Raw genomic sequence first — 18,268 nt, forward strand, 5'->3', positions numbered from 1 at the left:
ACCGAAGTCACGATTGACGAAGCTTGCGCTTCATTCGTTTTTGTATTCCGTAGAATACGATTTTTGCCTCATCGTTCAGTTTTCAAAGTCCAATATGTCATTTGACGACTTTTAAATCTTACAGTAAAGTAATATGTGATGTCAATTACTTTTTTGAAGTTTTTTTCGTCTGTGACGCTCGCGTTTGGCGTGTGCCTCAGCGACATGTATTAATATATCAACTCTTGTTTTTTTCGTCAACTGTTTTTCTAAAAAAACTTTAGAAAAAAGATAGACCCGCTTGAACCGGTAAAACACTACCCGTTCGCGGGTCTTTTTCGTTACGCCTGTTTTTGAGATTGTCCTTGAGAAGCGGGCTTTTCTTGCAAGCGATGCAGCATTAGAATCTGATACGCATTACAGATTAAAAGTGTCGCAAGCGCCGCCCATAACATCCGCTTATCTTGTGTTGCCTGCAAAGCAGGTACCCATTCGATCAACGTGATGACTGTCATGAGGAACAATGTCGGAATGAACGCTGTAAAGTTCGTTTCCCGTGCTTTCGTCCGCGCGACTAAGAACGCTATTAACAGCAAGACGACCATTTCACCAATATAAAGGCTCGTCTTATCAAAGCCGTATGCTAATCCGCGTAGGTAGACACCATCAAATAGTGCAAATGCGATCAAGACGACCTGGACACGATTCCAAAGCTTTGCGCCGCGGAATAAATCGAGTCCGACGCGATGTAAGATCAAGTACGAGAAGAATCCCATCAAACTGATGGCTGTCCACGTACTACTGTAGGAGAGAGCCGTCACATATCCGCTAATCGATTGATTTCGGATATATCCAGGTTCCGCTACCAAGTTAAACACGAAGCCGGCGAGCGTTCCGATTAGGAGCGTCATCCAAAACAGCTTCAAAAATCCTTTAATCTTCATTCTTATCCCTCTACTTTTTCGATGACACGCGTGGCGAGTTCATTATAGTACGTCTCAAATGGATGTTCATCGCGATAGATCGATGGGGCGAAGTCCGCATCGTTCGCATATGGTTGTCCAAGTGGAATCTTAGCTAGAATATCGGTTTTTAACGCTTCTGACAACCTCTCTCCGCCACCACTACCGAAGACATATTCTTTTTCGCCTGTCACTTTGCTTTCAAAGTACGCCATGTTCTCGACGATTCCGAGTAGACGATGGTTCGTCTTGATCGCCATTGCTCCTGCTCGTGCTGCAACGAAAGCGGCTGTTGCGTGAGGTGTCGTGACGATGACTTCCTGACAACTTGGGAGCATCGAATGAATGTCGAGTGCGACATCCCCTGTCCCCGGCGGAAGATCAAGCAACAAGTAATCGAGATCGCCCCATTCGACGTCTGCGAAGAAGTTGTTGAGCATCTTCCCGAGCATTGGTCCCCGCCAGATGACTGGTGCATTATCTTCGACGAAGAAGCCCATTGAGATCACCTTAACGCCAAAGCGTTCTGGTGGAACGATTCGGTCGTTGACGACAGTCGGACGTGTTTCGATTCCCATCATGTCTGGAACACTAAAGCCGTAGATATCGGCATCAATCAACCCGACTTTCTTCCCTGCTCGCGCGAGGGCGACTGCTAAGTTAACAGAAACCGTTGATTTCCCGACGCCCCCTTTACCAGAAGCGATCGCGATGAACGTCGTACCAGATTCTGGTTTGAGAATCGACGGTGTCGTAGCTGCTTGAATCCCGTGATCACCGAGTGCCTCAAAACGAAGTCCCACTGTCTTGAATCCTTTTTCTTTTAGTTCCTTGACGATTTGCTGTTGGAGCACGAGTTGCTCCCCAGAACCAGATTGAGCTAAAGCGATTTTCAGACTGACATAATCACCTTTAATCCGGACGTCACGAATGCCGTTCGTATCTGCAAGCGGGCGGTCAATCGTCGGATCGACGAGCGTTCCGACTACCTCGCGAATTTCTTGTTCATTCAACATAGTGCCTTCCCCCTGAAAACGTTCGATTTAATCCTTATTAGTATAACAAAAATAAGAGAGCGCTTGCACATTTCGACACCGGAAAGGATGACTTTTCCATGTCCAGTGTCGGTTTTCATCATTTCTCTCGATCATTCACTCGTTTTAGAACATTCGGTTCCATGTACGAGGACCCACGACACCATCGACATCAAGTCCTTGACGTGTTTGATAGGCGCGCACCTTCTGAGCCGTCTCTGCATCAAAGCGCCGAGTCACGGTTGCTTTGACTGCACGCTGAATCCGTTCGATATCCCGCGGATTCATATTGGCTGCACCTTGATACAACGGACGACCTGGATACGGAACGATCGCACGAGAGCGATTCAGCGTTTCTTCAGACACTCCTAGTAATTCAAAGTGTGGATAGTCCTTAAAGCTCGTCCAGTCCCCACCCCAAGAAAAGCCACGTCGTTTCATCGCAGCAACAATCTTTTGAAAGCTTTGGTCGTTTCGAAACAGCGCTTGTGTACCGTCTTTGGAATATTGAAAGAGGTCGACGGCAATGCCGCGGTTATGATTCGATTGTCCCCCGCGTGCATTCGTTACGATTGGTCCTGGTAGTGTCCGTCCCTGTGCGTACAACCGATTCTGTTCTGCGATCGATCGGTACCCTTGTGCGACGCCGACATAAATCCCTTGCGCATGCATCTCCCGGATGACTTCTTGCGTCCGTTTGGCGACTTCTCGCGAAAGTCCCGAAGCATTCAACTTCCGATTCGCTCGCTCGAGTAACCAGTTGATCGATAATGCCATCTATGCTCACTCCCTTTGTCTCCTGTTCCCGAAAACAAAATCCGCTATACTTATGGAATGCAGAATGATTTTAACTTATATCAAAAGGAGCATCCTATGAAAAAACGCATCATTTGGACACTTGGCGTCACCTGTCTCTTACATCTTAGCTTCGTCCTGTATCTGACGCTGCAACCGACTGTCGCTACCGAGACGGAGTTACCGGACAATGCAACCGTCTTGAGTGAAGAAACCTCTTTTACGGGACATGTCGGTCAAGCGACGACACATACACCTATCCAATTCATACAATCTCTCTTTGTTTGGAGCATCCCGCTGACGATCGTCATCCTCTATCTTCTTCTGACGATATTGCACCGATTACGCTCCACTCCGTCGTCTTGACTTGAATCGCTGTTCTGACACTTCGTCAGGAGAGCGGTTTTTCAATGCACAAAAAAACCTCCCACCACAAGGGTGAGAGGGATTCGAAAAGAATTAACGTTTCGAGAATTGTGGTGCACGACGAGCTGCTTTAAGACCGTATTTTTTACGCTCTTTCATACGAGCATCACGAGTCAAGAAGCCTTTCGCTTTGAGTGCGCCGCGGAATTCTGGATCCGCTTGAAGAAGAGCACGTGAGATACCGTGACGGATAGCGCCTGCTTGACCAGTGAAGCCGCCGCCTTTGACCGTTACGATTACATCGTACTTGCCTTCTGTTTCTGTGATTACGAGTGGTTCTTTTGCAGTCATGATCAATGTCTCATAACCGAAGTATTCGCTGATATCGCGACCGTTAACTGTGACTTTACCGTCTCCAGCAACGAGGAAAACGCGCGCTGCCGCGTGTTTCCGGCGACCAGTGCCGTAGTAACGTACATCTGCCATCGTGTAGTTCCTCCTAAATTCGTATTAACCGCGAAGTTCGTAAACTTCTGGTTGTTGTGCTTCGTGCTTGTGTGCAGCTCCAGCGTAGACGTGGAGTTTGTTGAACATTTGACGACCGAGGCTACCTTTTGGAAGCATCCCTTTGATCGCGAGTTCAAGCATGCGCTCAGGTTTGTTAGCAAGCATATCGCGTGCAACAGTCTGCTTTAAGCCGCCTGGATGACCAGAGTGACGGTAGTAGACTTTTTTGTCGAGTTTGTTACCAGTTAAAACGATTTTCTCAACGTTGATGAGGATAACGTTATCCCCACAGTCAACGTGTGGTGTGAACGTAGGCTTGTGCTTACCACGGAGAAGTGATGAAACTTCGCTCGCAAGGCGACCGAGTGTTTTACCTTCAGCGTCGATAAGGAGCCATTTGCGTTCTACATCAGTAGCTTTCGCCATGAAAGTTGTGCGCATGTAAAATACCTCCTAAGGAATTAAAAGTTCTGTTTTTGATTTTTCATTTATTCACTAGGTGAATCTATCATAATCTTAGGTGTACGGGGCTAAGATTGTGGTTTCATAATAAATGAAATGCCAATAAACATTGTATGTTTTTTAATAGCCAATGTCAATTGCCTTTTTTCACTCCGGATAGAAAACTTCCCATAGATAGAGTCCATGGGGAGGCGCCGTCACGCCTGCGACGTTCCGGTCCTTTGCCAGCAACATTTTTTTGATGTCCTCTGGTGCAAAACGACCGCGTCCGACGTCAAGTAACGTCCCGACCATAATCCGGATTTGATTATAGAGAAATCCACTGCCCTGGAACCGAAAGACGAGTTCGTCACCGACCGTCATCAACTCTGCCTCGTAAATCGTCCGGACCCGGTTATCCGTTTCCGTCTTCGCGACACAGAACGAACTGAAATCGTGCGTGCCGACGAGATGTGCCATCCCTTGACGGATGCGCTCGAGATCGAGCGGATACGGAATATGAACCGATAGATTCCGACGAAACGCATTTTCTTCGCGGCGGACGAAATAGCGGTATTCCTTACCTACGACATCGTAACGCGCTTCAAAGGTCGGTTCGACCTCCTTGCAGCTTCGGACACGAATATCCGCTGGTAAAAGCGTATTCAGTGCCTTGACGACGTTCTCCGGTGGAATCGCTAGTTCCGTATCAAAATGAATGACTTGCCCGTAGGCATGCACCCTCGCATCCGTCCGTCCCGAGCCGATGATCTTGACGGGATGTTTGTGCATCCGCGCAAGCGTCGTTTCAATCACTTCTTGAATCGTCAATCCGTTTGGTTGCACCTGATACCCGGCGTAGCCGGTTCCGTCATATTGAATCGTACATTTTAAACGACGCATTACCCGATCCCTCGCAATCCTACTAAACTGATCGTCAGGAGGACGAGCAAGATCATCAGACCTGTATCCCGCATCGTCCACTTGGATTCCCGTAGACGTGTCCGTCCCTCTCCTCCACGGTACCCCCGTGCTTCCATCGCTGTCGCAAGATCCTCTGCCCGCTTAAACGCGGAGATGAACAACGGAATCAATAACGGAATGATCGCCCGTAAGCGCTCCTTGATCGGTCCTGCTGACAAATCGACACCGCGTGCTTGCTGTGCCTTCATGATTTTCTCTGTCTCTTCCGCTAAGGTTGGTAAGAAGCGAAGCGAGATTGATAACATTAAAGCAATCTCATGCGTCGGAACACGAACGACCTTAAACGGCTTCAACAACAATTCAATCGCATCTGTCAATTCGATCGGTGAAGTCGTCAGCGTGACGAGTGTCGTGATCGAGACGAGATAGAAGAAACGTAATGAGACGATGATCGCGAGTCGCAGTCCTTCTTCGTAGATCCGAAGCCAGCCGAACTCAAAGAGTACAGCCCCTTCGCGCGTGAAGAATAGCTGGATGACGAACGTAAAGACGATCAGGAATAAAATCGGTCGCAGTCCTTTTAGAACATAACGAAGCGGTAAGCGACTACTCATGAGTGCTAAGAACGTAAAGACAAGTAAAAAAATATTCGTTGCTGCGTTGTTCGCGAGAAAGACGAGCGGAATGAAGCAGAAAGCAAAGATGATCTTCGCGAGTGCCGACGACCGGTGCAAGTACGACTGACCGGGAATATGTTGTCCGACGATCATTCGCTCACCCCTTTCGTCATCAACCACTCGATCAACTCGGTCTCCGTCCGGATGTCCGGTCGTTGCAATCCACGCCGATCAGCAACTTGCCAAGCAAGCGATAAGACGTGCGGAAGATCGAGGTGGAATTGCTCGAGCAATGTCTCTTCTTTAAACAGGTCAAGCGGTAGCCCGTCAAACGCCACCTGAGCGTTTTCCATGACGATGACGCGCTCGGCATACTCAAGCACCTGATCCATGTCGTGCGTGATCAGGAGCAACGTCATACCGGTCTCTGCATGGAGCCGGGCAAATAGACTCAGCATATGTTTGCGTCCTTGCGGATCGAGTCCTGCCGTCGGCTCATCGACGATCAACACGTCTGGTTGACTAGCGAGTACGCCGGCAATTGCAACACGCCTCATTTGCCCACCAGACAGGTCAAACGGCGAACGACTCCAAAAGACTTCATCGAGTCCGACAGTCCGTAATGCCTCTTTCGCTAATTGCTCAGCGGTCGCGGCGTCATGACCAAAGTTCATCGGACCGAACATGACATCCTTTAAGACCGTCTCTTCGAACAATTGATATTCCGGATATTGAAAAACAAGCCCGACGCGACGTCTTAATGGCTTGAGGTCCTGTTTTTTCTTCGGTTCGACGATGATGTCATCGACTTGTACCTTCCCCGCTGTCGGCTTGAGCAACCCATTGATGTGCTGCACGAGCGTCGATTTCCCGGATCCGGTGTGCCCTACAAACGCAACAAGCGCCCCTGACGGAATCTCAAGATTCACATCACGCAGCGCGACTCGTTCGAACGGACTATTGAGTTGATACGTATAATTTAATTCCTGGATTAAGATTGGCATAAACGGTTCACCAATTCTCTTTCATCTAGTATCGTCTCCTCGAGCGAGAGACCTTGCGCCCGTAAACGTTCTTGTACCCGAACAACGAATGGAACATCGAGTCCGATGTCTTCTAAGAACGATGCATGACGAAAGACTTCCTGAGGGGATCCTTCTAATACGATTTTCCCGGCATCCATGACGATGACACGACTAGCCCGTAATACTTCGTCTAATTCGTGTGTAATCGCGATGACCGCCATTGGGTGAGTCGTATGGAGTTCCTGAACGGTCGACATGACCTCTTGTCGTGCTAATGGATCAAGCATCGATGTGGCTTCATCAAGCACGAGAACATCAGGGCGCATCGCAAGCGCCGAAGCGATTGCGACACGCTGCTTCTGTCCGCCGGATAGTTGATGGGGTTCCCGATCAACAAAATCCGTAAGGCCAACGCGCGCTAGACTGTCGTCAATACGACGAACCATTTCCTCGCGTGGCACACCCCAGTTTTCTAGAGCAAATGCCACGTCGTCGCGCACGGTCGTGCCAACGAATTGATTATCTGGATTTTGGAAGACGATGCCGATCGCTCGACGCATCTCCCACAGTTGTTCCGGATTCGCACTTGAAAAGCGCTCAGCAACCGTAACGGTCCCTGTCTCCGGTAACAACAGTCCATTAAACAATTTCGTCAGCGTTGATTTTCCAGAGCCATTGTGACCAACGATGGCGACCCATTCACCTGAACGAATCGTCAGAGAGACCTCTTGTAGGGCTGCTTGCTCCTGTTCCGGATACCGATAGGTGACCTGTTCCAGTTCAATCAGCTTGTCCATGATCTCTCCTCCTTCATCAAATCAATACTTTCATTTTGTAGCAAAAGGGCAGAAGCGGGATACGCACTGCCCTTTTATGGCGAATCATTTAATGAGGATTAAACGAGTTCGATGATGACCATTTCTGCGCCGTCACCACGACGTGGTCCCATTTTCATGATGCGTGTGTAACCACCTTGACGCTCAGCAAAACGTGGAGCCACATCAGCGAATAATTTTTGGATCGCGTCTTGTGCTTTGCCCTCTGCGTTTTGACCAGCAGCTTCACGGCGAACGAACGATGCAACTTGACGACGAGCGTGGAGATCACCGCGTTTACCTAAAGTGATGAGTTTCTCTACGACTGGACGAAGTTCCTTCGCTTTTTGTTCTGTAGTTTGGATACGCTCATTGATGATGAGATCAGTCGCAAGGTCACGCAAAAGTGCCTTACGTTGTGAGCTTGTACGGCCTAATTTCGAGTATGCCATGGATGGATTCCCTCCTTCGTGCAATTAATAGTATTAGTCTTCTTTGCGCAAGCCTAGTCCGAGTTCGTCGAGTTTCGCTTGAACTTCCTCGAGTGATTTACGTCCGAGGTTACGGACTTTCATCATCTCGTCTTCGCTCTTGTTCGCGAGTTCTTGAACCGTGTTGATACCAGCGCGTTTCAAACAGTTGTACGAACGAACTGAGAGATCGAGTTCTTCGATCGTCATTTCGAGTACTTTTTCTTTTTGATCTTCTTCCTTTTCGACCATGATTTCAGCATGGAGCGCTTCGTCCGTAAGACCAACAAAGATGTTTAAGTGTTCTGTCATGATTTTCGCACCGAGTGACACTGCTTCTTCAGGGCGGATTGAACCGTCCGTCCAAACATCAAGCGTCAACTTATCGAAGCTCGCATCTTGACCGACACGTGTTTTTTCAACTTGATAATTTACACGTTGAATTGGCGTGTAAATCGAGTCGATTGGGATGACACCGATTGGCATATCGTCCCGTTTGTTATCTTCAGCCTGAACATACCCACGACCACGGCGTGCTGTCAGACGCATATGAAGTGATGCACCTTCTGCAAGCGTTGCGATGTGAAGTTCTGGGTTGAGGATTTCGACGTCGCTGTCATGCGTAATGTTCGCAGCAGTGACAACACCAGCGCCTTGAATATCGATCTCAAGCGTTTTCTCTTCTTCCGAGTACACTTTGAGGGCGAGTTTCTTAAGGTTCAAGATGATTTGGGTAACGTCTTCTACAACGCCATCAATCGTCGAGAACTCATGAAGAACGCCATCGATTTGGACTGCAGTGACTGCAGCACCCGGAAGTGAAGACAATAGGATACGACGCAATGAGTTACCAAGCGTTGTACCGAATCCACGCTCAAGCGGCTCAACTACGAATTTACCAAACGTAGCATTCTCGCTTAACTCGATCGTTTCAATCTTCGGTTTTTCGATTTCGATCATCTGAACCCCTCCTTGAATATCGTCATGTTGGCCATCGCGTTCAATCGCCAACCGCCTTGTGCACGTTTCTACTGCCTTGCTTGGTCAAACGATCAACAAAAGTCTACTCGAATCCCCGCTCTGCAGTACAAGACGGGTTACACGCGACGACGTTTTGGAGGGCGGCAACCGTTGTGTGGTACTGGAGTAACGTCACGGATTGCAGTAACTTCGAGACCGATCGCTTGAAGAGCACGGATAGCTGCTTCACGACCTGCACCAGGACCTTTAACGTTAACTTCTACAGTACGCATACCGTTATCCATTGCTGTTTTAGCAGCTGTTTCAGATGCCATTTGTGCAGCGAAAGGAGTCGATTTACGTGAGCCTTTGAAGCCCATGTTACCTGCAGTTGCCCAAGAGATTGCATTCCCTTGCATATCAGTGATTGTAACGATCGTGTTGTTGAATGTTGAACGGATATGCACGATACCAGATTCAATATTCTTTTTGACTTTACGTTTACTACGAACGTTCTGTTTGCGTTTTGCCATCTTAGTTTACCCTCCCTTACTTCTTCTTGTTCGCTACTGTACGGCGTGGGCCTTTACGAGTACGCGAGTTGTTTTTAGTGTTTTGACCACGAACTGGAAGACCACGACGGTGACGAACACCACGGTAGCAACCGATTTCGATCAAACGTTTGATGTTGAGTGAGATTTCACGACGAAGGTCACCCTCAACTTTGATTTTGTCTAAACCATCACGAAGTTGGTTCAATTGTTCCTCAGTCAAGTCGCGAGTACGAGTATCTTCAGAGATACCAGTTTCTTTCAAGACTTTTTGAGCAGTCGTTTTACCAACACCATAGATGTAAGTGAGTGAGATGACGATGCGTTTCTCACGTGGAATATCTACACCAGCAATACGTGCCATGTGTGCACCTCCTTGTTTAATTACCCTTGTTTTTGTTTATGCTTAGGGTTTTCGCAAATAACCATTACTTTGCCTTTACGGCGGATAACTTTACATTTTTCACAGATCGGTTTAACCGAAGGTCTTACTTTCATTGTGAATACCTCCTCCTGAAAAAATCGGAGTTTTTATTTGAAACGGTATGTGATCCGTCCGCGAGTCAAGTCGTATGGTGACAACTCAACCGTTACTTTATCTCCTGGCAAGATCCGAATGAAGTGCATCCGAATTTTTCCTGAGACGTGCGCGAGGACCGTGTGGCCGTTTTCTAACTCCACCTTAAACATCGCGTTTGGAAGCGGCTCGATAACCGTACCTTCCACTTCGATTACATCTTGTTTCGCCATCAATTATACCCCTTTCTCTATAAAGTTGATTGGGAGCCCAGACGATTTGTAGCGCTAGGGGCTTTCTACAAGAGCCATTGAGAGATCATCGGTCACAAACACGAGTGGATACTGGCTTATAGAAAGGTGACACCAATAACGCGCACAGCTCACTCTGCATCGACCGTTAAGATCTCGTAGCCGTCGTCTGTGATGGCGATGGTGTGCTCAAAGTGGGCGCACATGCTACCGTCCACCGTCACTACCGTCCAATTGTCGGATAGTGTGCGAACATAGCGTTTCCCGACGTTGACCATTGGCTCAATTGCCAGTGTCATGCCGGTTTTCAGGCGCGGCCCTTTCCCCGGTGGTCCATAATGTGGAATTTGCGGATCTTCATGCAAATTTTGTCCCACGCCGTGGCCCACATATTCGCGGACTACAGAAAAATTCGCTGCTTCAACATGTGACTGAATCGCATGCGAAATATCTGTCAGGTGCACGCCAGCTTTGGCGCGCTCCAATCCTTTATACAGAGATTCTTCAGTTACGTCAAGTAACCGCTTCGTCTCTTCAGAGATTGTACCTACCGGATATGTCCAGGCTGAATCTCCGTGATACCCATTGTACTCTGCTCCGATGTCAATCGAGATGATGTCACCGTCCTGAAGTACACGATCTCCCGGAATACCATGGACAAGCTCTTCGTTCACGGAAGCACAGATGCTACCCGTGAAACCATTATACCCTTTAAACGATGGTGTTGCCCCTTGACTTCGAATATAGCGTTCAGCGATCGCGTCGAGTTGCCCCGTCGTGATACCTGGGCGAATGTGAGCTTGAAGCTCCTTATGCGTCCGGGCGACGATTTGTCCTGCTTTACGCATGATGTCGATTTCACGCGGCGCTTTCGTGATGATCATTACTGATCACCAAGGAGTGCCTGAACATCGGAATATACATCGTTGATTGGACGATCACCGTCCAAATTACGAAGATACCCTTTTTCTGCGTAAAAGTCAATCAAAGGTTGCGCTTGAGCGACGTTGACTTCCAAGCGACGACGTACTGTCTCCTCTTGGTCATCTTCACGTTGTACAAGTGCTGATCCGTCGATATCACAGATCCCCTCCACTTTTGGTGGGTTGTAGAGAACATGATACGTTGCTCCGCAAGTTGGGCAAATCCGGCGACCTGTCAAACGAGGGACAAGTTTCTCCGGGTCTACACCGATGTGGATGACGTGATCAATTTGTTTGCCCAGATCTTCAAGTAATGCTTCAAGAGCATCTGCTTGTTTCACTGTGCGTGGGAAACCGTCAAGGAGAAAACCATTTGCACAGTCTTCTTTGGCGAGACGCTCACGTACGATGCCGATTGTGACTTCGTCCGGAACGAGTTCCCCTTTATCCATGTATGATTTCGCTTCTTGTCCGAGTGGCGTTGAATCTTTGATCGCCGCGCGGAACATGTCGCCTGTCGAGATGTGGGGGATCGCATAGTCTTCGATGATTTTCGCAGCCTGCGTTCCTTTACCAGCACCCGGCAAACCCATCAATACTAGATTCATGTCGGTAGCCTCCACTTCTATAGCTCTATAGACACAACAGAAAGGAAAGGGATGGTCCCCTTCCTCCCGCCTTATCGGATAAAGCCTTTGTAGTGTCGTTTAACCAATTGACTTTCAATCTGTTTCATCGTCTCTAGTCCTACACCGATGACGATCAACAAGCTCGTTCCACCAATCTGCACCGAGTTCGGTAAGCCAGCAAACTTAATAAAGAATGTCGGCGTCACCGCGATGACAGCGAGGAAAAGTGAACCGAAGAATGTCAGACGGTATAGAATCTTCGTGATGTACTGCTCCGTTTGCTTACCAGGACGAATACCAGGAATGTATCCGCCTTGTTTTTGAAGGTTCTCTGCCATTTGTTCCGGGTTAACCTGAACGAATGTGTAGAAGTACGAGAACGCGATGATCAGTGCCACATAGATCGACATACCGATTGGACTCGTGTAGTCGAAAATGTCACGGATCTTCGTTGCCGTTTCCGGACTCGCAAAGAAACTCGCAATCGTTGGTGGCGTCACCATGAACGACACCGCGAAGATGACTGGAATAACACCGGCAGCGTTCAATTTGATCGGTAAGTGTGCCGATTGACCGCCAACTGGTGTCCGGTTCACCGTACGCTTAGCGTACTGAATCGGAATCTTACGTGCAGCTTGCTGAACATAGATGACTCCGACGATGACCGCGATGATGATTAAAAGCAAGAGTACGATATAAAGCACGTTTACAAACAAAGCATCCCCTGCATTTTGGAGCTTCGTTTCGTAAATCTGGCGGAATGCATTCGGGAAGCCCGCGACGATCCCGGCGAAGATGATCATTGATATCCCGTTACCAATGCCCTTCTCCGTGATGAGTTCACCGATGAACATCAAGAATGCTGTTCCCGCTGTCAATACGAGTGCAATCATAACGTATGTCCAGGTGCCGAACTGTTCGTCGACAAGACCTGGGTAGATACGGTTAAATCCAAGCGCGATTCCAAACGCTTGGACTAAGCCGAGTACGATCGTTCCATAGCGCGTTACCGTTGCTAACTTCTTACGGCCCGCCTCTCCTTGTTTTGCCCATTCGGCAAACTTTGGAACAACGTCCATCTGTAAGAGTTGGACAACGATCGAGGCCGTGATATACGGCATGATTCCCATCGCAAAGAGTGAGAAATTCTGCAAAGCATTCCCGCCGAACGAGTTCAAGAAACCAAGAATACCATTCTGGTCAATCTTGAACACTTCCGTGTTTACCATCGGCACCGGGATATGTGCTCCAATCCGGAACACGATAACCAATGCCAAGGTAAAGAGAATGCGCCGACGAATGTCAGCTACGCGCCACATATTGGAGATCGCTTGAAACATTAGATCACCTCAACCGTACCGCCGGCAGCTTCGATTGCTTGCTTCGCAGCGTCGGAGAACTTATGAGCTTTGACTGTTAGTTTCTTTTCGATCTTACCGTTAGAAAGAATTTTCACGCCGTCTTTCATGCCTTTGACTGCACGAGTCTCGACAAGAAGTTCTGGAGTGACTTCAGTTCCTTCTTCAAAACGGTTGAGTGTGTCAAGGTTAATGACCGCGAACTCTTTACGAGTTGGGTTGTTGAAGCCGCGTTTTGGTAAACGACGGTAAAGTGGGTTTTGTCCACCTTCGAAACCTGGACGAACACCACCGCCTGAACGAGCTTTTTGACCTTTGTGACCACGGCCAGAAGTCTTACCGTTACCAGAAGACATACCGCGACCTACACGGTTGCGTTCTGAACGTGAACCAGCAGCTGGTTTCAATTCATGGAGTTTCATAGTGGGGCACCTCCTCATAAAATTATATCGAACTATTACTCTTGAATTTCTTTTACTGTCACTAAGTGTGACACGTGGTTAATCATCCCACGCATAGCAGCGTTGTCAGGTACGACAACAGTCTGGTGCATCTTACGGAGACCAAGCGTACGAGTAGTAACGCGTTGGTTCTCCGGACGACCGATCATGCTGCGTGTGAGGGTAACTGCGAGTTTCGCCATCTGTTTTCCCTCCCTTTCTTAACCGCGAAGTTCTTCGACGGTTTTACCGCGGAGTTTCGCAACTTCTTCAGCACGTTTGAGTGATGTGAGACCTTCGACAGTCGCACGAACCATGTTGATTGGAGTGCTTGATCCAAGTGATTTTGAAAGAATGTCGTTGATTCCCGCTAATTCGAGAACCGCACGAACTGGACCACCAGCGATGACTCCAGTACCTTCAGAAGCAGGCTTCAAGAAGACGTGACCTGCACCGAATACACCGTTGACTTCGTGTGGAATTGTTGTGTTAACGATTGGAACGTTAACCATGTTTTTCTTAGCATCTTCGATTGCTTTACGGATCGCTTCAGGCACTTCCTGAGCTTTACCCGTACCGAAACCTACGTGACCATTCTTGTCACCAACGACGACGAGGGCAGCAAAACGGAAGCGACGGCCACCTTTTACTACTTTCGCGACGCGGTTTACGGTAACAACGCGTTCTTCGAGTTGATCCATGTTAATTTCTAACTGGCGCATGTAGAGGTTCCCTCCTTTTCTATTAGAATTTGAGACCAGCTTCACGAGCTGCTTCAGCTACAGCTTTGATACGTCCATGATAGAGATATCCTCCACGGTCGAAAACGACTGTTTCGATACCTTTTTCAAGAGCCCGCTCAGCTGCGAGCTTACCAACTGCTGCCGCAGCGTCAGTCGTGTTGCCTTTTTCAAGGTCGAGTGATGATGCAGATGCGAGTGTTGCATGTGTTGCATCGTCAATGACTTGTACGTAAATGTTCTTGTTCGAACGGAATACGTTCATACGTGGACGTGTTGCAGTCCCGATGATTGTACGACGGACACGACCATGACGTTTTTTACGCGTAGCGTTTTTATCTGCCTTTGAGATCATTTATGCCACTCCTTTCCGGTCAATTCGCATTCGCGAATTACTTACCTGTTTTACCTTCTTTACGACGAACGACTTCATCACTGTAACGAATACCTTTACCTTTGTACGGCTCAGGTTGACGGTACGAACGGATCAATGCAGCGACGTGACCAACACGTTCTTTGCTGATTCCGCGAACGATGAGTTGCGTATTCGTAGGAACTTCGACTTCGATGCCTTGTTCCGGAGTGTACTCGATTGGGTGTGAGTAACCGAGGTTGAGTACGATTTTGTTACCTTGCTTTTGTGCACGGTAACCAACACCTTGGATATCAAGTGTCTTAGCGAAACCGTTGCTAACACCTTCGACCATGTTCGCGATAAGCGCACGAGTCGTTCCGTGGATCGTACGGCTTGCTTTCTCGTCGTTCGGACGAGTGACAGTCAATTCATTACCTTCTACGTTGATCGCCATAGCTGGGCTGAACTCGCGTGAGAGTTCCCCTTTAGGACCTTTTACCGTAACCGTGTTGTTTTCAACTGTTACTGTAACGCCTGCTGGGATGACGACTGGCTTTTTACCAATACGTGACATTTAAGACACCTCCGTTCTTTTTATGCGTGTATTACCAGATGTATGCGATCACTTCGCCGCCGACTTTTTGTTGGCGAGCTTCTTTGTCAGTCATTACACCTTTAGATGTTGAAACGATAGCAATTCCGAGACCACCGAGTACTTTCGGGATTTCATCAGCTTTCGCGTAAACGCGAAGACCTGGTTTCGAGATACGTTTGAGTCCAGTGATAACGCGCTCGTTGCTTGCGCCGTATTTAAGGAATACGCGGAGCGTACCTTGTTTGCTGTCCTCGAGATATTCAACATCGCGGATGAAACCTTCACGTTTGAGGATTTCAGCGACTTCACGTTTGATTGTAGAAGCTGGCATTTCCAACTTCTCATGGCGAACCATGTTTGCATTACGAATGCGTGTAAGCATATCTGCAATCGGATCTGTCATAACCATGCGATGTACCTCCTTTCACAACTTTAATGAATTACCAGCTTGCTTTTTTAACACCAGGGATTTGACCTTTATGAGCAAGATCACGGAACTTAATACGGCTGATACCGAATTTACCAATGTAACCGTGTGGACGGCCAGTGATACTACAACGGTTGTGTAAACGAACCGCTGAAGAGTTACGTGGGAGTTTGCTCAAGCCGATGTAGTCGCCTTGTGCTTTCAATTCTGCGCGTTTTTCAGCGTAGCGCTCAACGAGTGCTTGACGTTTTACTTCACGTGCGATCATTGATTTCTTAGCCATGTTGTCGACCTCCCTTATTTTTGGAATGGCATGCCGAGTGCAGTGAGAAGCTCACGTGACTCTTCATCCGTGTTAGCAGTAGTTACGATAACGATGTCCATACCACGGACTTTCGATACGCGATCGTAGTCGATCTCTGGGAAGATCAATTGTTCCTTCACGCCTAGCGTGTAGTTACCACGGCCATCGAAAGATTTTTTCGATACGCCACGGAAGTCACGTACACGTGGAAGTGACACGTTGATCAACTTGTCGAGGAATTCGTACATGCGCTCGCCACGAAGTGTAACCTTCGCACCGATTGGCATACCTTCACGAAGTTTGAAACCAGCGATTGATTTCTTAGCTTTCGTGATGAGTGGTTTCTGACCAGTGAGGAGCTGAAGCTCTTCGACTGCCATGTCAAGTGCCTTAGAGTTCGTAACAGCGTCACCAACACCCATGTTGATTACGATTTTATCGACTTTCGGCGCTTGCATTACAGAACTGTAATTGAATTTCTCCATCATTACTTTGACGATTTCGTCTTGGTATTTAGCTTTTAAACGGTTCATCAGAAAGTGGACCTCCTTTCTTTAAATCTTCTTATTTATCTAAAGCTTCGCCCGATTTTTTAGCGATACGTACTTTCTTGCCGTCAACCACAGTGAAACCAACGCGTGTTGGGTTACCTGTCTTAGGGTCGATGAGCATAACGTTCGATACGTGAATCGGTGCTTCTTTCTCGACAATTCCGCCTTGCGGGTTGAGTTGAGAAGGTTTTGAGTGTTTTTTGATCATGTTAACGCCTTCGACGATTACGCGATCTTTTTTAGGCATAGCTGTAAGGACAACGCCTTGTTTGCCTTTGTCTTTACCAGTCATAACCTGAACTTTATCACCTTTTTTGACATGCATCGTTAGAGCACCTCCTTGTAGGAATTCTTTGGAATTAAAGTACTTCCGGTGCCAACGAGACGATCTTCATGAAGTCTTTTTCACGAAGTTCGCGTGCGACTGGTCCGAAGATACGTGTGCCACGTGGGCTTTTGTCATCTTTGATGATGACTGCTGCGTTTTCGTCAAAACGGATGTACGAACCGTCTTTACGACGAACGCCACGTTTAGTACGAACGACTACTGCGCGTACAACTTCACCTTTTTTGACAACGCCACCTGGTGTTGCTTGTTTTACTGTACAAACAATAACGTCACCGATGTTAGCAGTTTTACGACCAGAACCACCGAGGACTTTGATCGTCAAGACTTCACGAGCTCCTGAGTTGTCTGCTACTTTTAAGCGAGATTCTTGTTGAATCATACGATTGTACCTCCCTCCGGATGTTTATTCACCCGAACTAATTAGAGTTTAGATGATTACTGCTTCTTCAATGACTTCTACGAGACGGAAACGTTTGTCCTTAGATAATGGACGTGTTTCTTGAATGCGTACAACATCACCGATTTTAGCTGTGTTGTTTTCATCATGCGCTTTGTACTTTTTAGAGTAGTTTACGCGTTTGCCGTAAAGCTTGTGCTTTACTTTTGTTTCAACTGTAACTACGATCGTTTTGTCCATTTTGTCAGAAACGACGCGTCCAGTTAACACTTTGCGGTTGTTAGTGCGTTCCATTGAGTGTTCCTCCTCTCAGAATCCGAGTGAATTATGCGTTGTTGATGCCGAGTTCGCGTTCACGAAGAACGGTTTTCGCGCGTGCAATCGACTTGCGCACTTCACGGATACGAGCAGGGTTCTCAAGCTGACCAGTCGCGAGTTGGAAACGAAGGTTGAACAACTCTTCTTTCCACGAACCGACTTTACCGTTAAGCTCTTCAGTTGTTTGCTGACGGAGATCAGTTGCTTTCATTCGTATCACCACCATTTTCTTCACGTTTTACGAACTTACATTTTACTGGAAGTTTGTGTGATGCAAGACGGAGAGCTTCGCGTGCGATCTCTTCCGATACTCCTGCGATTTCGAACATTACTTTACCCGGTTTGACGACTGCTACCCAGCCCTCCGGAGCACCTTTACCTGAACCCATTCGGACTTCAAGAGGTTTTTTAGTGTATGGCTTGTGTGGGAAGATCTTGATCCACACTTTACCACCACGTTTCATATAACGAGTCATCGCGATACGCGCTGATTCGATTTGACGGCTAGTGATCCAGCTAGCTTCTTGAGCTTGGATACCGAACTCGCCGAAGTGTACTGTAGTACCACGTTTCGCTTTACCACGCATGTTGCCGCGGTGAACACGACGATATTTTACACGTTTTGGTAACAACATGTTGTGTTGCCTCCTTCCCTAGACGGATGTGGA

At 47.8% G+C, this 18,268-nt stretch carries 32 protein-coding genes; 1 reads left to right on the forward strand and 31 read right to left on the reverse strand.

All coding sequences use genetic code 11. The features are described 5' to 3' along the window. Positions 1 to 320: 320 nt before the first annotated feature. From KNQ14_RS15765 to KNQ14_RS15775, 3 genes are all read right to left on the reverse strand, one after another. On the reverse strand, positions 321 to 923 hold the full coding sequence (locus tag KNQ14_RS15765) for a KinB-signaling pathway activation protein (RefSeq protein WP_058266102.1): 603 nt from the start codon (positions 921 to 923) through the stop codon (positions 321 to 323). 2 nt (positions 924 to 925) lie between these two features. Next, positions 926 to 1,957 (reverse strand): Mrp/NBP35 family ATP-binding protein, encoded by a 1,032-nt coding sequence (locus KNQ14_RS15770; protein ID WP_023466657.1) that lies wholly within the window; start codon positions 1,955 to 1,957, stop codon positions 926 to 928. Between the two features lie 144 nt (positions 1,958 to 2,101). Beyond that, the gene (locus KNQ14_RS15775) at positions 2,102 to 2,752 is read right to left on the reverse strand and encodes a M15 family metallopeptidase (RefSeq protein WP_214861787.1); all 651 of its coding nucleotides are present in this window, start codon (positions 2,750 to 2,752) and stop codon (positions 2,102 to 2,104) included. Between the two features lie 96 nt (positions 2,753 to 2,848). Between KNQ14_RS15775 and KNQ14_RS15780 the strand changes: the two genes are divergently transcribed. Then, complete coding sequence (locus tag KNQ14_RS15780) at positions 2,849 to 3,136, forward strand: hypothetical protein (protein WP_174315880.1); 288 nt, start codon at positions 2,849 to 2,851, stop codon at positions 3,134 to 3,136. Positions 3,137 to 3,229: 93 nt separating this feature from the next. Here the strand turns inward: KNQ14_RS15780 and rpsI are convergent, their stop codons facing one another. The 28 genes from rpsI to rplP form a co-directional block, all read right to left on the reverse strand. Then, positions 3,230 to 3,622 (reverse strand): 30S ribosomal protein S9, encoded by a 393-nt coding sequence (rpsI, locus tag KNQ14_RS15785; protein ID WP_023466655.1) that lies wholly within the window; start codon positions 3,620 to 3,622, stop codon positions 3,230 to 3,232. 24 nt (positions 3,623 to 3,646) lie between these two features. Then, positions 3,647 to 4,084: a 50S ribosomal protein L13 gene (rplM, locus tag KNQ14_RS15790; RefSeq protein WP_023466654.1), complete on the reverse strand. Its 438-nt coding sequence runs from the start codon at positions 4,082 to 4,084 to the stop codon at positions 3,647 to 3,649. 168 nt (positions 4,085 to 4,252) lie between these two features. Continuing rightward, entirely contained in the window at positions 4,253 to 4,987 is a 735-nt protein-coding gene (gene truA, locus KNQ14_RS15795; RefSeq protein ID WP_214861789.1) for a tRNA pseudouridine(38-40) synthase TruA, read from the reverse strand. Beyond that, on the reverse strand, positions 4,987 to 5,778 hold the full coding sequence (locus tag KNQ14_RS15800; RefSeq protein ID WP_035399348.1) for an energy-coupling factor transporter transmembrane component T family protein: 792 nt from the start codon (positions 5,776 to 5,778) through the stop codon (positions 4,987 to 4,989). Before KNQ14_RS15800 ends, truA begins: the two co-directional genes overlap by 1 nt. After that, positions 5,775 to 6,629 carry an energy-coupling factor transporter ATPase gene (locus KNQ14_RS15805; protein WP_055966768.1) on the reverse strand — a complete coding sequence of 285 codons (855 nt, stop codon included), beginning with the start codon at positions 6,627 to 6,629 and terminating at the stop codon, positions 5,775 to 5,777. Before KNQ14_RS15805 ends, KNQ14_RS15800 begins: the two co-directional genes overlap by 4 nt. Further along, entirely contained in the window at positions 6,617 to 7,447 is an 831-nt protein-coding gene (locus KNQ14_RS15810) for an energy-coupling factor ABC transporter ATP-binding protein (RefSeq protein WP_214861791.1), read from the reverse strand. The genes KNQ14_RS15805 and KNQ14_RS15810 overlap by 13 nt, the downstream gene beginning before the upstream one ends. Positions 7,448 to 7,545: 98 nt before the next feature. Further along, positions 7,546 to 7,917, reverse strand: coding sequence for a 50S ribosomal protein L17 (rplQ, locus tag KNQ14_RS15815; protein ID WP_023466649.1), 372 nt, complete (start codon positions 7,915 to 7,917; stop codon positions 7,546 to 7,548). 33 nt (positions 7,918 to 7,950) lie between these two features. Beyond that, positions 7,951 to 8,895, reverse strand: a complete 945-nt coding sequence (locus KNQ14_RS15820) for a DNA-directed RNA polymerase subunit alpha (RefSeq protein ID WP_023466648.1) — start codon at positions 8,893 to 8,895, stop codon at positions 7,951 to 7,953. A 137-nt stretch (positions 8,896 to 9,032) separates the two neighbouring features. Beyond that, entirely contained in the window at positions 9,033 to 9,428 is a 396-nt protein-coding gene (gene rpsK, locus KNQ14_RS15825; protein ID WP_023466647.1) for a 30S ribosomal protein S11, read from the reverse strand. 16 nt (positions 9,429 to 9,444) lie between these two features. After that, positions 9,445 to 9,810, reverse strand: coding sequence for a 30S ribosomal protein S13 (gene rpsM, locus KNQ14_RS15830; RefSeq protein ID WP_023466646.1), 366 nt, complete (start codon positions 9,808 to 9,810; stop codon positions 9,445 to 9,447). Between the two features lie 20 nt (positions 9,811 to 9,830). Continuing rightward, on the reverse strand, positions 9,831 to 9,944 hold the full coding sequence (gene rpmJ / locus KNQ14_RS15835; protein WP_003156543.1) for a 50S ribosomal protein L36: 114 nt from the start codon (positions 9,942 to 9,944) through the stop codon (positions 9,831 to 9,833). A gap of 33 nt (positions 9,945 to 9,977) precedes the next feature. Next, positions 9,978 to 10,196 (reverse strand): translation initiation factor IF-1, encoded by a 219-nt coding sequence (gene infA, locus KNQ14_RS15840; protein WP_012369032.1) that lies wholly within the window; start codon positions 10,194 to 10,196, stop codon positions 9,978 to 9,980. Between the two features lie 149 nt (positions 10,197 to 10,345). Next, complete coding sequence (map, locus tag KNQ14_RS15845) at positions 10,346 to 11,098, reverse strand: type I methionyl aminopeptidase (RefSeq protein WP_023466644.1); 753 nt, start codon at positions 11,096 to 11,098, stop codon at positions 10,346 to 10,348. Continuing rightward, positions 11,098 to 11,745, reverse strand: a complete 648-nt coding sequence (locus KNQ14_RS15850; protein ID WP_023466643.1) for an adenylate kinase — start codon at positions 11,743 to 11,745, stop codon at positions 11,098 to 11,100. Before KNQ14_RS15850 ends, map begins: the two co-directional genes overlap by 1 nt. 71 nt (positions 11,746 to 11,816) lie before the next feature. After that, the gene (gene secY / locus KNQ14_RS15855; RefSeq protein WP_023466642.1) at positions 11,817 to 13,106 is read right to left on the reverse strand and encodes a preprotein translocase subunit SecY; all 1,290 of its coding nucleotides are present in this window, start codon (positions 13,104 to 13,106) and stop codon (positions 11,817 to 11,819) included. Continuing rightward, complete coding sequence (rplO, locus tag KNQ14_RS15860) at positions 13,106 to 13,546, reverse strand: 50S ribosomal protein L15 (protein WP_035399353.1); 441 nt, start codon at positions 13,544 to 13,546, stop codon at positions 13,106 to 13,108. Before rplO ends, secY begins: the two co-directional genes overlap by 1 nt. 35 nt (positions 13,547 to 13,581) lie before the next feature. Further along, positions 13,582 to 13,767: a 50S ribosomal protein L30 gene (gene rpmD / locus KNQ14_RS15865; protein WP_023466640.1), complete on the reverse strand. Its 186-nt coding sequence runs from the start codon at positions 13,765 to 13,767 to the stop codon at positions 13,582 to 13,584. An 18-nt stretch (positions 13,768 to 13,785) separates the two neighbouring features. Further along, the gene (gene rpsE / locus KNQ14_RS15870) at positions 13,786 to 14,286 is read right to left on the reverse strand and encodes a 30S ribosomal protein S5 (RefSeq protein WP_023466639.1); all 501 of its coding nucleotides are present in this window, start codon (positions 14,284 to 14,286) and stop codon (positions 13,786 to 13,788) included. Positions 14,287 to 14,308: 22 nt separating this feature from the next. Continuing rightward, on the reverse strand, positions 14,309 to 14,659 hold the full coding sequence (gene rplR, locus KNQ14_RS15875) for a 50S ribosomal protein L18 (protein ID WP_023466638.1): 351 nt from the start codon (positions 14,657 to 14,659) through the stop codon (positions 14,309 to 14,311). Positions 14,660 to 14,696: 37 nt separating this feature from the next. Beyond that, positions 14,697 to 15,233 (reverse strand): 50S ribosomal protein L6, encoded by a 537-nt coding sequence (rplF, locus tag KNQ14_RS15880; protein WP_023466637.1) that lies wholly within the window; start codon positions 15,231 to 15,233, stop codon positions 14,697 to 14,699. A gap of 31 nt (positions 15,234 to 15,264) precedes the next feature. Then, entirely contained in the window at positions 15,265 to 15,663 is a 399-nt protein-coding gene (rpsH, locus tag KNQ14_RS15885; protein WP_012369023.1) for a 30S ribosomal protein S8, read from the reverse strand. 31 nt (positions 15,664 to 15,694) lie between these two features. Next, positions 15,695 to 15,964 (reverse strand): 30S ribosomal protein S14, encoded by a 270-nt coding sequence (rpsN, locus tag KNQ14_RS15890; RefSeq protein WP_023466636.1) that lies wholly within the window; start codon positions 15,962 to 15,964, stop codon positions 15,695 to 15,697. Between the two features lie 14 nt (positions 15,965 to 15,978). Then, positions 15,979 to 16,518 (reverse strand): 50S ribosomal protein L5, encoded by a 540-nt coding sequence (gene rplE, locus KNQ14_RS15895; RefSeq protein ID WP_023466635.1) that lies wholly within the window; start codon positions 16,516 to 16,518, stop codon positions 15,979 to 15,981. A gap of 31 nt (positions 16,519 to 16,549) precedes the next feature. Continuing rightward, positions 16,550 to 16,861: a 50S ribosomal protein L24 gene (gene rplX, locus KNQ14_RS15900; protein WP_012369020.1), complete on the reverse strand. Its 312-nt coding sequence runs from the start codon at positions 16,859 to 16,861 to the stop codon at positions 16,550 to 16,552. 34 nt (positions 16,862 to 16,895) lie between these two features. Beyond that, a complete protein-coding gene (gene rplN / locus KNQ14_RS15905) occupies positions 16,896 to 17,264 on the reverse strand; it encodes a 50S ribosomal protein L14 (protein WP_012369019.1) in 369 nt (122 codons plus the stop codon). A gap of 48 nt (positions 17,265 to 17,312) precedes the next feature. Continuing rightward, the gene (rpsQ, locus tag KNQ14_RS15910; RefSeq protein ID WP_023466634.1) at positions 17,313 to 17,576 is read right to left on the reverse strand and encodes a 30S ribosomal protein S17; all 264 of its coding nucleotides are present in this window, start codon (positions 17,574 to 17,576) and stop codon (positions 17,313 to 17,315) included. 31 nt (positions 17,577 to 17,607) lie between these two features. Next, positions 17,608 to 17,811: a 50S ribosomal protein L29 gene (rpmC, locus tag KNQ14_RS15915; protein WP_012369017.1), complete on the reverse strand. Its 204-nt coding sequence runs from the start codon at positions 17,809 to 17,811 to the stop codon at positions 17,608 to 17,610. Further along, the gene (gene rplP, locus KNQ14_RS15920; RefSeq protein WP_012369016.1) at positions 17,798 to 18,235 is read right to left on the reverse strand and encodes a 50S ribosomal protein L16; all 438 of its coding nucleotides are present in this window, start codon (positions 18,233 to 18,235) and stop codon (positions 17,798 to 17,800) included. The genes rpmC and rplP overlap by 14 nt, the downstream gene beginning before the upstream one ends. Positions 18,236 to 18,268 lie beyond the last annotated feature (33 nt).

The sequence above is a fragment of the Exiguobacterium sp. s161 genome, from assembly GCF_018619045.1.
Lineage (GTDB): Bacteria > Bacillota > Bacilli > Exiguobacteriales > Exiguobacteriaceae > Exiguobacterium_A > Exiguobacterium_A indicum.

Excerpts from the sequence above, each read along its gene's own strand:
- KNQ14_RS15765 (WP_058266102.1), bottom strand. The coding sequence starts at position 923 with ATGAAGATTAAAGGATTTTTGAAGCTGTTTTGGATGACGCTCCTAATC.
- KNQ14_RS15770 (WP_023466657.1), bottom strand. The coding sequence starts at position 1,957 with ATGTTGAATGAACAAGAAATTCGCGAGGTAGTCGGAACGCTCGTCGAT.
- KNQ14_RS15775 (WP_214861787.1), bottom strand. The coding sequence starts at position 2,752 with ATGGCATTATCGATCAACTGGTTACTCGAGCGAGCGAATCGGAAGTTG.
- KNQ14_RS15780 (WP_174315880.1), top strand. The coding sequence starts at position 2,849 with ATGAAAAAACGCATCATTTGGACACTTGGCGTCACCTGTCTCTTACAT.
- rpsI (WP_023466655.1), bottom strand. The coding sequence starts at position 3,622 with ATGGCAGATGTACGTTACTACGGCACTGGTCGCCGGAAACACGCGGCA.
- rplM (WP_023466654.1), bottom strand. The coding sequence starts at position 4,084 with ATGCGCACAACTTTCATGGCGAAAGCTACTGATGTAGAACGCAAATGG.
- truA (WP_214861789.1), bottom strand. The coding sequence starts at position 4,987 with ATGCGTCGTTTAAAATGTACGATTCAATATGACGGAACCGGCTACGCC.
- KNQ14_RS15800 (WP_035399348.1), bottom strand. The coding sequence starts at position 5,778 with ATGATCGTCGGACAACATATTCCCGGTCAGTCGTACTTGCACCGGTCG.
- KNQ14_RS15805 (WP_055966768.1), bottom strand. The coding sequence starts at position 6,629 with ATGCCAATCTTAATCCAGGAATTAAATTATACGTATCAACTCAATAGT.
- KNQ14_RS15810 (WP_214861791.1), bottom strand. The coding sequence starts at position 7,447 with ATGGACAAGCTGATTGAACTGGAACAGGTCACCTATCGGTATCCGGAA.
- rplQ (WP_023466649.1), bottom strand. The coding sequence starts at position 7,917 with ATGGCATACTCGAAATTAGGCCGTACAAGCTCACAACGTAAGGCACTT.
- KNQ14_RS15820 (WP_023466648.1), bottom strand. The coding sequence starts at position 8,895 with ATGATCGAAATCGAAAAACCGAAGATTGAAACGATCGAGTTAAGCGAG.
- rpsK (WP_023466647.1), bottom strand. The coding sequence starts at position 9,428 with ATGGCAAAACGCAAACAGAACGTTCGTAGTAAACGTAAAGTCAAAAAG.
- rpsM (WP_023466646.1), bottom strand. The coding sequence starts at position 9,810 with ATGGCACGTATTGCTGGTGTAGATATTCCACGTGAGAAACGCATCGTC.
- rpmJ (WP_003156543.1), bottom strand. The coding sequence starts at position 9,944 with ATGAAAGTAAGACCTTCGGTTAAACCGATCTGTGAAAAATGTAAAGTT.
- infA (WP_012369032.1), bottom strand. The coding sequence starts at position 10,196 with ATGGCGAAACAAGATGTAATCGAAGTGGAAGGTACGGTTATCGAGCCG.
- map (WP_023466644.1), bottom strand. The coding sequence starts at position 11,098 with ATGATCATCACGAAAGCGCCGCGTGAAATCGACATCATGCGTAAAGCA.
- KNQ14_RS15850 (WP_023466643.1), bottom strand. The coding sequence starts at position 11,745 with ATGAATCTAGTATTGATGGGTTTGCCGGGTGCTGGTAAAGGAACGCAG.
- secY (WP_023466642.1), bottom strand. The coding sequence starts at position 13,106 with ATGTTTCAAGCGATCTCCAATATGTGGCGCGTAGCTGACATTCGTCGG.
- rplO (WP_035399353.1), bottom strand. The coding sequence starts at position 13,546 with ATGAAACTCCATGAATTGAAACCAGCTGCTGGTTCACGTTCAGAACGC.
- rpmD (WP_023466640.1), bottom strand. The coding sequence starts at position 13,767 with ATGGCGAAACTCGCAGTTACCCTCACACGCAGCATGATCGGTCGTCCG.
- rpsE (WP_023466639.1), bottom strand. The coding sequence starts at position 14,286 with ATGCGCCAGTTAGAAATTAACATGGATCAACTCGAAGAACGCGTTGTT.
- rplR (WP_023466638.1), bottom strand. The coding sequence starts at position 14,659 with ATGATCTCAAAGGCAGATAAAAACGCTACGCGTAAAAAACGTCATGGT.
- rplF (WP_023466637.1), bottom strand. The coding sequence starts at position 15,233 with ATGTCACGTATTGGTAAAAAGCCAGTCGTCATCCCAGCAGGCGTTACA.
- rpsH (WP_012369023.1), bottom strand. The coding sequence starts at position 15,663 with ATGGTTATGACAGATCCGATTGCAGATATGCTTACACGCATTCGTAAT.
- rpsN (WP_023466636.1), bottom strand. The coding sequence starts at position 15,964 with ATGGCTAAGAAATCAATGATCGCACGTGAAGTAAAACGTCAAGCACTC.
- rplE (WP_023466635.1), bottom strand. The coding sequence starts at position 16,518 with ATGAACCGTTTAAAAGCTAAATACCAAGACGAAATCGTCAAAGTAATG.
- rplX (WP_012369020.1), bottom strand. The coding sequence starts at position 16,861 with ATGCATGTCAAAAAAGGTGATAAAGTTCAGGTTATGACTGGTAAAGAC.
- rplN (WP_012369019.1), bottom strand. The coding sequence starts at position 17,264 with ATGATTCAACAAGAATCTCGCTTAAAAGTAGCAGACAACTCAGGAGCT.
- rpsQ (WP_023466634.1), bottom strand. The coding sequence starts at position 17,576 with ATGGAACGCACTAACAACCGCAAAGTGTTAACTGGACGCGTCGTTTCT.
- rpmC (WP_012369017.1), bottom strand. The coding sequence starts at position 17,811 with ATGAAAGCAACTGATCTCCGTCAGCAAACAACTGAAGAGCTTAACGGT.
- rplP (WP_012369016.1), bottom strand. The coding sequence starts at position 18,235 with ATGTTGTTACCAAAACGTGTAAAATATCGTCGTGTTCACCGCGGCAAC.